The 11,114-nt window shown below is 46.1% G+C and carries 8 protein-coding genes, 1 other RNA gene and 1 pseudogene; 8 read left to right on the forward strand and 2 right to left on the reverse strand.

Going from position 1 to position 11,114, the window contains the following annotated elements; all coding sequences use genetic code 11:
* Positions 1-311: 311 nt before the first annotated feature.
* Positions 312-1,364 carry a DUF4831 family protein gene (locus C233_RS0121365; RefSeq protein WP_025069259.1) on the reverse strand — a complete coding sequence of 351 codons (1,053 nt, stop codon included), beginning with the start codon at positions 1,362-1,364 and terminating at the stop codon, positions 312-314.
* A gap of 109 nt (positions 1,365-1,473) precedes the next feature.
* Positions 1,474-4,308 carry a glycoside hydrolase family 3 N-terminal domain-containing protein gene (locus C233_RS0121370; protein WP_018669522.1) on the reverse strand — a complete coding sequence of 945 codons (2,835 nt, stop codon included), beginning with the start codon at positions 4,306-4,308 and terminating at the stop codon, positions 1,474-1,476.
* A 410-nt stretch (positions 4,309-4,718) separates the two neighbouring features.
* On the opposite strand from C233_RS0121370, the gene C233_RS0121375 reads away from it, so the two are divergent.
* The 8 genes and pseudogenes from C233_RS0121375 to C233_RS0121410 all read left to right on the forward strand — a co-directional run.
* Positions 4,719-5,156: a hypothetical protein gene (locus C233_RS0121375; RefSeq protein WP_167321145.1), complete on the forward strand. Its 438-nt coding sequence runs from the start codon at positions 4,719-4,721 to the stop codon at positions 5,154-5,156.
* Positions 5,157-5,235: 79 nt separating this feature from the next.
* Positions 5,236-5,632, forward strand: a transfer-messenger RNA (tmRNA) gene (gene ssrA / locus C233_RS23925).
* Between the two features lie 239 nt (positions 5,633-5,871).
* Entirely contained in the window at positions 5,872-6,714 is an 843-nt protein-coding gene (locus C233_RS0121380) for an Abi family protein (protein ID WP_018669524.1), read from the forward strand.
* Between the two features lie 469 nt (positions 6,715-7,183).
* The gene (locus tag C233_RS24675; protein ID WP_018669525.1) at positions 7,184-7,348 is read left to right on the forward strand and encodes a hypothetical protein; all 165 of its coding nucleotides are present in this window, start codon (positions 7,184-7,186) and stop codon (positions 7,346-7,348) included.
* Positions 7,349-7,531: 183 nt separating this feature from the next.
* On the forward strand, positions 7,532-8,554 hold the full coding sequence (locus C233_RS0121395; protein WP_018669245.1) for a DUF3871 family protein: 1,023 nt from the start codon (positions 7,532-7,534) through the stop codon (positions 8,552-8,554).
* Between the two features lie 99 nt (positions 8,555-8,653).
* Complete coding sequence (locus C233_RS0121400) at positions 8,654-8,938, forward strand: hypothetical protein (protein ID WP_018669150.1); 285 nt, start codon at positions 8,654-8,656, stop codon at positions 8,936-8,938.
* Between the two features lie 97 nt (positions 8,939-9,035).
* On the forward strand, positions 9,036-10,637 hold the full coding sequence (locus C233_RS0121405; RefSeq protein ID WP_018669149.1) for a hypothetical protein: 1,602 nt from the start codon (positions 9,036-9,038) through the stop codon (positions 10,635-10,637).
* A pseudogene (locus C233_RS0121410) lies at positions 10,606-11,114 on the forward strand (hypothetical protein); the annotation flags it as partial. The gene C233_RS0121405 and the pseudogene C233_RS0121410, both read left to right, overlap by 32 nt.

Below are 11,114 nucleotides of genomic sequence, written 5' to 3' on the forward strand. Positions count from 1 at the left end.
AAGGATAAAGGCCAGAAACAGGAAGACTGAAATACTGTGGATTTTCTTCGGAATACATACGGCAAATGCCGTAATGATGACAGACAAGATCAAAAACAGGACGGCTAAAGCAGCATGATATGATTTTATGCACAGAATCAGAAGGGGTCATCAGACTTCTTCCAGAACTTCATGTCCTACCGGATAGAATTACGTGAGAAAGCACAGAAAAATGACAATAATAATGGCATATGAAGTGGTTATGCTCTATCAGCTTCATATGCCATCTTGTTTTTTTAGGGACATTTACTGAATATCCCACTTTCAGCTTCTTAATTGTTTTCCCTGTCTACTTTTAGCAGCCCGCCTGTGGCTGTGTCGAACAAGACTTTTATAGTAGAGTTTTTGTTGAATAATACGGGAGCGAGATACTCTGTCGTACCGAACTGTGTGACGGACAGTTCGCCGTCGAATAATACCTTGCTATTGCCGGTCAGTATAACGTGGGCGCGTCCCGGCACATTGTAAGCCACCCCGTCTACCTTCTTCTTGCCGTCGTCTTCGGGGATAATGGGAGTTTTCAGGTCAGTCACGGTGATATAATACGGTTCGCCTGCCAAATCATCCTTGTCTACCACACCCAGCCGTTTGGAGAAACGGAAAGCCACCTCCTTGTCCATTTCCTTAGGAACCAGACGGATTGTAAACGTTTTGCTCTCTTCTTTCAGCGTGCCGGAGAACATTTCCGTCATGGCACGTTCCTGCAAGTTCAGGTTGTCGAGCATGATTTTGAGCTGGGCGCCGTCTTGCGGCATATTGTCGGCCTCGCCGCGCAGCAGGGCATTCTTGCTCTCGCGGATGCTGTAAATCTCTTTGGCCACCAATTCCGCCATTTTAGCTCTGGAGCTCGCCATGAGTATTTCTTCCGTCAGGAACTTTCGCGGGTCTACCGTTTCCTGTGCAGCGGCAGTTACTTTGGCTGCCGGTACTGTACGGTTGCTGCGCGGCATATTGATAGAACGCACGATACCGTCTTCGGTAAGTTCCATTAACGGGGCTACGGTCTTGTCTTTCAGCTTAACGAAGTAAACGTTGTTTTTATCGGGCACTCCGGCTACACGGGTCTGCAATTTGTCGATAGTCCAATAGATTTCCGGGTCGGCGGGTACGTTGTTCATGCGCAGGTAGCGGTCTGCATATTTGCAGAACTCCCCGGGCATATACGTATGTTTGGTAGCCTTTACCACGATTTCTATTTCGGTTTTGGGCAGGAGATAGGTTACTCCGTAATCCTTGCCGCGCATTATACCGGTGGTGACATCTGTCTGGGCATAAGTACTTGCGGTTATTAAAAGTCCGGCAAGCCATATCATTTTTCTCTTCATATATCTCTGTCAGTTTATAGCAATGAATTAAAAAACAAAGTTAACGAAGTTCTTTGTTCCCGGAAACTCATTTACGAAAGATTAACTAATGGACAGATGCCGGAACGAATCATTCTTTCAACACCACTTCCGCTATTCCCACGCGGTCGTCGTTCAGTATGATGCGCAGGTCGCTGGCGGTAGTTCCCTTGAACGAATAGGAGATGAGCTGGTCGTACTGGCTCACAGTGCCCGAGTACACCGTCAGGAATTGCCCGCCACCGCCCGAAAGCTGTATTTCGAATTCTGCCGGCAGCTTGTTTTCGCGTTTAAAGGCGATAGATACCTCATCCACTTTGGCTCCGTTCTTCAAAGCAAAAGTGATGTAGTCTCCCTTATTGCCCTGCCAGGCAGTACTGATTTTTCCGTCGAGCACGTTCGGGGCGTTTTCCATATCGGTACTTGCCGTTACGGGGCTGACGGGCTTTTGACTTTCGAGCGCCTGCAGGCGGCTTTGATAATCTTCTACGGTCAGCACACCGTTCAGGCGGATGTCCTCGGAGGATGCTCCTGCCATTACGGCGAATTCTCCCGGTTCCACCGTCCACTTCATGTCGGCATTCAGCAGTTCCAGGTGCTTGCGGTCGAGCGTGAATACAACCTCTTTTGTCTCTCCCGGTTTCAGGTGGATGCGCTCGAAGCCGGCAAGGTTCTTTTCATAGGTGGTAACGCTGCTCAGCACATCGCGGGTATAGAGTTGCACCACTTCGTCGCCCGCCCGTTTACCGGTATTCGCTACCTTTAGCCGTACGGTAGCCTTTTGGTCGGGGGTGATTGTTTTAGGGGTGATTTCGAGGTCGGAATATTCGAAGGTAGTATAGCTCAGGCCGTAGCCGAAGGGGTAAAGTGCTCCGTTGATGCGCGACATATTGCCGTCCGCCCCGGGATTTTTGCCGCCGTCAATCTGCGAAGCCGGCTTGTAGGGGAAGTTGAACGGTATCTGTCCCACGGTTTTCGGGAAGGTAACCGTCAGCTTGCCGCCGGGATTGTAGTCGCCGAAGAGGATGTCGGCTATTGCCGTACCGCCTTTGGAGCCCGGATACCAAGCTTCGAGAATGGCGGGTACGAACTTGTCTGCCCAGTTTATAGACAACGGGCGGCCGTTAATCAGTACCAGCACCACCGGCTTGCCCACAGCCTGCACTGCCTGGAGCAGTTTCAACTGGCGTCCTGGAAGTTCCAGGCTTGTGCGCGATTTGTTCTCGCCGCAGGTACGTTGTCCGCCGCCCAGCACTACTACCGATACATCGGCTTGGCGGGCATTGGCTACGGCACGGTCTATTTCTGCCTGCTCGCCGGCGGTGAGGGGATATTCTATGATTTCACTTTCAGGCCAATGGGCATCTACCAGGTCGCAACCTTTGGTATAAAGCACTTCTGCCTTACCTTGCATTTTTTCGCGGATACCTTCGAGAACGGTGGTTACCTCTACGGCGAGCGGCCCGTAGTGGGTCAGGGCATAACCTTCTTCATCGGCATTCGGGCCGCAGACGGCAATCTTCTTTATCTTGTCGATATCCAGCGGCAGTGTGTTATCTGCATTTTTCAACAATACGACGGATTCGCGGGATGCCTGCAAGGCAACGGCTTCATTAGCCTCTTTCTCCACTTCATCGTCCGCTCCTGCAAGGTCGGTCTGGTAGGGGGCGTCGAACAGCCCGATGAGGAATTTCACCCGGAGAATGTCGCGTACACGGTCGTTGACGACTTCCTCGCTCAGTCCGCCTTCTTCAACGAGTTCGCGTAGCGGGAGCACGAAGGAGTCGGGCGAGCGGAATGTGCAGCGTACGTTGAGTCCGGCTTCCACACTTTGGCGCACAGCTTCTTTCATGTCTTTGGCAGTGCCGTGTTTGGTATAGAGGTATTCTACTGCATCGCTGTCCGATACTACATAGCCGCGGAATCCCATTTCTTTGCGCAGGCGGGTCGTCAGCCAGTAATAGCTTCCCTGAACGGGGATGCCGTCGTAGTCGTTGTAGGAACTCATTACGCCCAGCAATCCGGCTTCGCGGATTACCCGCTTGAAGGGGTAGATGTGGATATTTTCCACCTCACGCGGCGACATTTGCGGGTCTACGCGCGACATGCCCTCACGTGCGCCTTTGTTGTTGCTGTAAGCGGCAAAGTGCTTGGCTGTGGCCGCTACCTGGTGGTTATGTTGCAGCCCGCGTACCATTTCGACACCCAGTTCGGCAACGAGGTAGGGAGATTCGCCGTAGACTTCTTCGTAGCGTCCCCAACGCTGGTCGCGACCCACATCGAGGATAGGAGCATAGACGTTGGTGTAGCCCAGCATGCGTGCCTCGCGTCCGGTGATAAGTCCTACCTGGCGGATTAGTTCGCGGTTCCATGTATGTCCCAATCCCAGTTGAGTGGGGAAGTTGGTGGCTTTGTAGCTCTCTACACCGCGGATACCCTCATTGGTGAAATCTACGGGAATACCGAGGCGGGTATCTTCCACGAAGAAGCGTTGCACCTCGTTCAGTGCCCAGGCATGGCGCGAGGCAGGCCATACATTTTCGTTGTCCGAGGGCGGCAGTCCCCATTGCTGGAAACCGTTCAAATGTTCGTCGATAGCACCGATGCCGTCTTTCCAGAGCATCTGTTTCCATTCGGGAGTGGGCAGGGCGTCTTTCAGCACCCGTTTGTAGCCGTAGAGGGTAACCATTTGGCAGGTCTTCTCCTCCAGCGTCATCTGTTGCAGAAGGTTTTCGATGCGGGCGTCGATTGGTGCGGAGGGGTCTTCGTATATGTCTTTTATGCCGTTTTTATTGAAGTCTATCCAGCCTTTATGATACATCCCGCTTTTTACCGGTTTGTAGTGTGCCGGTACTTTCGCCGTTTTTTGTGCCGACAGTAATGTACCACTGCCCAGCAACAAGGTCGCTACGATTAATCTCTTCATGGTATGGTATGTTTTTTATAGTTTTCTTCCGGTGTCAAAGGTATGGATTTTCAGAGACAGAGAGGGGTAAAATAGTCCGGACTACGGGTAGTTATCGTCCATACTGCGGACTGCTTCCGGTTACATAGCGATGAACAAAGTGTTTCCCCAGGGAGAACAAAGTGTTCCAACGGTTGAAACAAACTGTTTTGTACGGTGAAACAAACTGTTCGCGTGCTATAAAAACAAACTGTTCGCACCGGCGGAACAAAGTGTTCCAACCTGCCGAACAAAGTGTTCCGCATAGGGAAACACTTTGTTTCACGGTGTCGGTACTGAGAGTTTTATCGGTTGAAACAGACGGTTTCATGCAGGGAAACTGTTTGTCTCCTGTGATGCTACTGCCTCTGCGTACCGGTCTGAGCAGGGAAATGTCAAAGGTTATTGTAGGGCTTTTAAAGATTAAACTGTTTCTGCTTACCGGTCTGGACAGGGAAATATCGAAGGTTATTGTAGGGCTTTTAAAGATTAAACTGCCTCTGCTTACCGGTCTGAGCAGGGAAATATCGAAGGTTATTGTAGGGCTTTTAAAGATTAAACTGTTTCTGCTTACCGGTCTGGACAGGGAAATATCGAAGGTTATTGTAGGGCTTTTAAAGATTAAACTGCCTCTGCTTACCGGTCTGGACAGGGAAATATCGAAGGTTATTGTAGGGCTTTTAAAGATTAAACTGCCTCTGCTTACCGGTCTGAGCAGGAAAATATCGAAGGTTATTGTAGAGCTTTTAAAGATTAAACTGTTTCTACACACCGGCTTGGGTAGGGAAAGTATCGCACGTCTCGCGAAAACAGAACGCGATAAGGCATAAATTTGTCGGATAGGGATTATAATATGGAAATTTATTCGTACCTTTGTCGTCCCATAACTTCTGCAAGTTATAAGCATCTGGGGTTGACTGGATTTGACAGCGGGCAGAAATAGTAGGTAAGCATGCAGTGCGTCGTTGATTTGCACTTAAATCTCAGTCTTCAAAATTTTATCTGGCGAAAGACAATTTGCTCTTGCTGCTTAATCGAATCATAGTAGGTTAGCTTAATCCCGATACAAGGTGTTGGGACGAGACATCACTCGGAAGCTGTCGCTCCGAAGCGTTCCGGTAAAGTGGTGCAGTTACATCGGAGATAGTTCGTACTTGCCTCGAAGTGCGGATGAAAATTCAGAGGATAAGGTAACGGTTGATGGCTTTGGTTCTGCCGTTACACGAAAACTCAGGCAAAGATAAGCATGTAGAAAGCTTATGATTTCCTCGTTTGGACGAGGGTTCGATTCCCTCCAGCTCCACGATTAACCCTAAAAGTCGCTGATAATCAGCGACTTTTTTTATAAATCTCTTTACTCCCCCTCTTACTCCCCCAATCTTTTATACTCATTTAACCACTCTTTGTTAAAGGTTGCAAAAAAGCAGCTTTAGCCCTTATGTATAGCCATAGGAGGAAGAAGAAAGAGAAAAGTAAAATTTTGTCTGATACGCTTGATAACCTTTTCTATTAAGGTTTGATGATAGGCCGAATATTTCTATCTTTGTGGCAAATAAAAACCCACTCCTTGATGGAATGGGTTATGCCTTAAAACTCAGTTACGTAACTTTGATAGTCAGAGGCTTTACTGAGCATCACGGTACAAAGATAGTGATTTTTAATCAAGCAGCCAAAATGAAATATAAAAAATTTGTTAGATACTATTCATATTCAAGAATTTCCAAGTACTATAAAGCAGCTAAACATAGTAAGGCAAAAGCTATGATGCTATATTATGGGAATCTAAAGATAGCACAAGCCTTTCATCCACTTTTAGGTGTTTTGGAGGTTATTCTTAGAAACAGGCTACATAGTGAACTTGCAAAACACTTTGATGATGGGAATTGGATTATAAACCAACAATCCGGGTTTATGAAAAGTCCTTTACTTATTAAGAAAAATAAGCGTACAGGGGTAACCCTTACCAATGATTACTTATTTCGTGAAGTATCAAAAGCTGAGCAGAAACTAAAAAATAAAGGTGTGAATATTACTGCCGGACGAATAATAGCTGAACAGACTTTAGGTTTCTGGATTAGTTTCTTTGACCTAATCCATTATAAAATCTTAAAAGGTGTTCCTATTCAAGCGTTCCAGAAACTGCCTGCCGGTTATGGAAGAAAAGAAGTATATGAAGCTTTGAATAAAATTCGTGATTTTAGGAATCGCATCAATCACAACGAATCCATTTGTTTTGTGGGTAGAAGATTGGATTTTTCATACGCCAAAGAAATATATCAAACAATCACTCAGATTTTGAATTGGATTGATCCAGACATACAATCATCTCTTTATGAAATAGACCGAGTTCTAAAAGTCATCGAAAAAGAAGAGAATAAACAACAGTGATAAGATTTTCCACCATTTAGTTCAAAAAAGCAATCTCTATAAACTGCAAAATGGGGATTGCTTTTCCTTTTATTATTTCCCTCCTTTTCAAATCCCCTCAAACTCTTATATATGATAAAAGCTTGAAGTCTAATAAGCACCGGATAAAGCGTGCTCAGCTTCAAGCATGACAATAATAAACAATTTACCCGGGTTAACTCCAATTTCAGATAATGGTTGGAAATTTAATTCGAGGGCTATGAAATCAGGAGTAGTTATAGCAGCTTTAGTCTCTATATGCAAAACTGAATGGAATAGCGGAAAGTCAAGTCATAGCGAGGAACTGTGGCGACGGCTTTCCTTTTTTTCTTCTCCTGTCTCCCCTTTCTTTCGTTCCACCTCAAAGCCTTATATATGAGAATGATAAATGATATATAATAGAAACAGAGAATAGGAACAATAATATTAACAATTTAAAATCAAGAGAGAAATGGGAAAATTAATAAAAGGAATCAAAATCGCAGCGTATCTAGCCGAGATAATTATCGCAAGCTCAGTAGTAATCGAGCTTGTGGAAAAGTATGGCGGCAGATATAGGAGAAAATCCGCCGCGGGTAAGAAAGTTGATGCAGGTGATACAACAACCGAGAACTGATATGACGTCTGGGAATGGATTATGACAAGAAAGCGGACGTGATAATAACTATCCTTGAGGTGACAACATCAATCCTCAAAGGAATCAAGAAGCTAAGAAGTTTATTTTTAAAGACAAAGAAATAGACCTCTTGGCTTTTTTTCGTTTATCGGATTTTATTAACAACCAAAAAACAATAAGAGTATGGAAACAAGAGAACTTACCATCATTCCAAGGACAATCGGAATGGTAACAGGAATGACGGATGCAATCAATGTTGAAGATGCCGTAATCGTATCGGAAGAAGAACATCCTAATTTCATCGAATCAAACACTTCGGGTATCACACTTGAAGAACTTGAAAGGAACTGTATCGTACCAAGTTTCAGTGACAACCAGCTAACAATTAGTCACCAGGCATTTATTCACCAGGTAGAGGATGCCGCAAGAGTATATTTTGCAGGCGAGAACTTCGGGAACACGGAAATCAGAGTGTCACATAAAATCTTAGGACGTGTACCGGGTGCATTAACCAAGAAAAAAGAAGAGCTTAAACCGGAGGACGAGACTGTCTATTATCAGCGAATGGCTTTTTGCTTTCATATCAGAACCATGAGCAGAAAAATGAATGGTGAGGAGGTACATCTTTGCATCGGCGGCGTTAGAAGTCTGAATGAAGAAAACTTATACGCCCGAAAATCACCCGAGAAATTCAAGATATTCATCGGTTGGCGTGTGCGTGTATGCAGCAACCTTATGTTGACAAATGACGGACTGACCGGAAGGCTGGAGGTAATGAGTGATGCGGATATCTACAGTTCGGCACTCAGCCTGTTTCAAGATTTCAATCCGGAGCAGAATCTCAGGTTACTTGAAGGCTTAGGAAGAACAATGATTTCACAGGAACAGTTCTGTCAGATAATAGGACGTTTGAGACTGTACCAGGTCTTGCCGACGTCCGGGCTTAAAGAACTGCCAAAAGTTATCCTGGGCGATTCGAATATCAATGCGGCAACGAAAGGCTACATAGAGAATCCTAATTTCGGACTACGTGGCAGAGACAAGATTTCCTGCTGGGATTTGATGCAGCTTCTTAATGATGCAGCCAAGCAATCCTATATTGACAAGTTCCTGGAGAGAAACCGGAACTGCACTGATTTTGCAGCCGGTATCCAGAGGGCCTTGAACGGTGATGATACAGAGAATTATGGCTGGTTTCTGAGTTAGACCGGAAAACAAACCAACTCACAAGGGAGAAAGATCTGAATATGACAAACATGGTCTTTCTCCCTTTTTTTGTTGAACCTATTTAAAACCTGTAAGAACATGAACGGAGAATATTTGAATGAAAACAGTAAAGAGTTCAAGGCTGCCAAAGAACTGGAACATGCCCTGAACGACGATGGGTGGAATGAAAAGAGATTCGCTTTGGCGGTGACTACATTCCACAGGACCTTACAACAGACCTTGTTCAGAAGCATGGTTGAAGTGATTGAAATTATGGGAAGTGAGGATTACAGATATGACCTGAGGAACAAGGCTTCGCATGAGATATGTCAAAAGATAGTGGAATCGGGAGTTCTGGAGGACGAGACGATACCATTCATCTGAAACGGTTGAAACATACCGACTGATATTCCGAGGAGGGATATTTCCGACTGAAAGGAAGTATCCCTCCTTTTTTATTTAATTTAAAATACAGAAGATTATGTTATACTATGATTTTTGTGGTTACGAAGGTTTCAAGGCATATTTCGGCCTTGAAAAGAGGGAGAACGGTACAGCGGTAAGGAAGAACAGGATACTGCTGGGACATCTGAAAAGCCCCGCGCTGCTCAGATATTGCAGGGAACACGACGACTATACCCTGCTGCATATATATAATATGGCAGGCCTACAGAAAAAGGTGACGGATGCCGTCATCGAATCAGGGAAGAAGGATGAAGGACTGCCTTATAAGGTGGAGCTGATAGGCACGGCCTATTGGTCCTCCAGGTATCGGACTGATGAAGCCAGGGGCGTATGCGAGGATCTGGACAGGAATTCAATCCGCTATATCAACATTGAACGCAACCGGATTTTCAAGATGAGGGCAGGAAAGTTCATGAGGGAGCTCATCCTTGAAACGGAGATAGGGAAACTGCTCTCTCCATGTGTTGTAAACTGGATTTCAGGAGATGTATTCACCCAAAACTGGTGCACTTATACCTATGGTCATGTCCCCGATATGGAACTGCATGTCGATGATGCGTTCCGGAGAATCTATGACAGCAGTTGTTGCAGGGGGGATTTCGGCTCATGTATGACGGATAAGGGCAGGACCTCGTTCTATGAGGATTCGGTAAAAGCCAAGGCGGCCTATATAACCGACAGGGACGGGCTGGTTGTGGCACGGGCGGTTCTGTTTACCGAGGTCACGGACCAGGACGGCAGGAAATGGAGGCTGCTTGAAAGGCAATACTCCTCGGACGGCAATGACGTGCTGAAACGTCTGCTTGTGGACAAACTTATCAAGGGGGATTATATAGACGGCTATAAGATTGTAGGAGCCTCCTGTCAGGAATCCAACGCGTTCGTGGATATTCATGGCAATCCGTTAGCGGACAGGAGGTTTGAGACAGAGTGCTGTCTGGAAGAGTGGGATACACTTTCCTATCAGGATTCCTTCAAATGGTACAGCTACAGCATGAACAAGGCCTACAACTATCATAACCCCTGTTGTTCGCATAATCTCGATACTACGGACCTGAACCTTTACGGTGATACGGATGATGACGAATGGGACGATTACCACCAGTACTACTGTTACGAAACAAGGTCCTGCTACCGGAATGGAAGGGAAATCCGGGTGGATGTGAATAACATGGATGATTTCGTATGGGTAGAATCCAGAGGGGAATATTACCATGAGGACGATTGTGTCTGCTGTGATGAATGCCAGACGGATATATTGACGGACGATGCGGAATACTCGGAGATGACAGAGGAATACTATTGTTGCAGGGAGTGCATGGAGAAAGCCGAAGGGGAATTCAAACGGAAAAATTGGATTTACTCGGAGTATGACGGTGAATGGTACGAGGATTACACCGATATAACCCGAATCCATATCTGGAATGAATCGGAAGGTTTCTATGAGGATAAAAGCATCAATGTGTATACGTTATGCAGGTTATTGGAAAATAAGGAGGCATGGGAATTCGGTGAGGAGGTATTCGACAGGGTAAATCCGGCCACCAATCTTCCATACGGTTATGAACTTGAAAAAGAGACGGGCCATGAACATGCAATTGTTGAAGAGGCTGTATAGTATCTACAGCCCGAGCGGAAAGGAGCAGAGGATGATAAGATTCCTCTGTTCCTATATCAGACAGCTTCCCGGAAACATATCGGTCTCAAAGGACAGGTTCGGGAACCTGTATGTGGTAAAGGGAAAATCAGAGACGTATCCTTGTCTGGTGAGCCATATCGACCAGGTATCACACTGCAACCATTCAGGGGATTTCAAGGCAGTGGAAACCAGAGATATTATATTCGGTTATTCGCCGGGGAACAGAAGGTTTGAGAATCTGGGCGCCGACGACAAGAACGGGGTTTTCATCTGCCTGGAATGCCTGAAAAAGTATGATTCCATCAAAGTGGCCTTTTTCAGGGAGGAGGAAACCGGATGTCGGGGCAGTTCGGAAGCGGTAATGTCCTTCTTTGATGATGTAAGATTCATCGTCCAGCCTGACCGGAAAGGGAACTCTGATCTGATTACGGCTATAGGCTATTCGGAGTTGTGTTC

The sequence above is a fragment of the Bacteroides gallinarum DSM 18171 = JCM 13658 genome, from assembly GCF_000374365.1.
Classification (GTDB): domain Bacteria; phylum Bacteroidota; class Bacteroidia; order Bacteroidales; family Bacteroidaceae; genus Bacteroides; species Bacteroides gallinarum.